The organism is Nocardia sp. TBRC8007 (assembly GCF_056629435.1).
In genome coordinates this window covers 1-480 of the sequence record NZ_JBWSOR010000154.1, presented here as the reverse complement: position 1 = coordinate 480, position 480 = coordinate 1, and the positions used below count along the sequence as shown (strand labels likewise).

Annotated in this window: 1 protein-coding gene; it reads right to left on the bottom strand. The window is 61.0% G+C overall.

Translation table 11 applies throughout. The annotated features are described in order from the left end of the window. Positions 1–480, bottom strand: a 480-nt coding sequence (locus tag ACX4ZE_RS23060; protein ID WP_480275564.1) for an AMP-binding protein, incomplete at both ends; no start/stop codon positions are given.

Sequence of the window (480 nt, the reverse complement as noted above, 5' to 3'; positions counted from 1 at the left end):
CATCCGAACGCACCACGACCACCGCCCCCGCCACCGACTCATGAGCAACCAACGCGGCCTCGATCTCCCCCAACTCGATCCGCAGACCACGCACCTTCACCTGGAAATCAGTACGACCCACATACTCCAACTCACCCGAACCCGACCACATAACAAGATCACCCGTGCGATACAACCGCCCACCCACACCAAACGGATCAGCCACAAAACGATCCGCCGTCAAATCCGACCGACCCACATAACCCCGCGCCAACTGCACACCCGCCAAATACAACTCACCCACAACCCCCACCGGCACCGGACGCAACCGCGCATCCAACACAAAAACCCGCGTATTGAACACCGGCACACCGATCGGCACCGACACCACATCCGCATCCGACACCTCATGGAACGTCACATCCACCGCGGCCTCGGTCGGACCATACAAATTATGCAACCGCGCACCCGTCAACTCCCGCAACCGCGCACCCACCACCG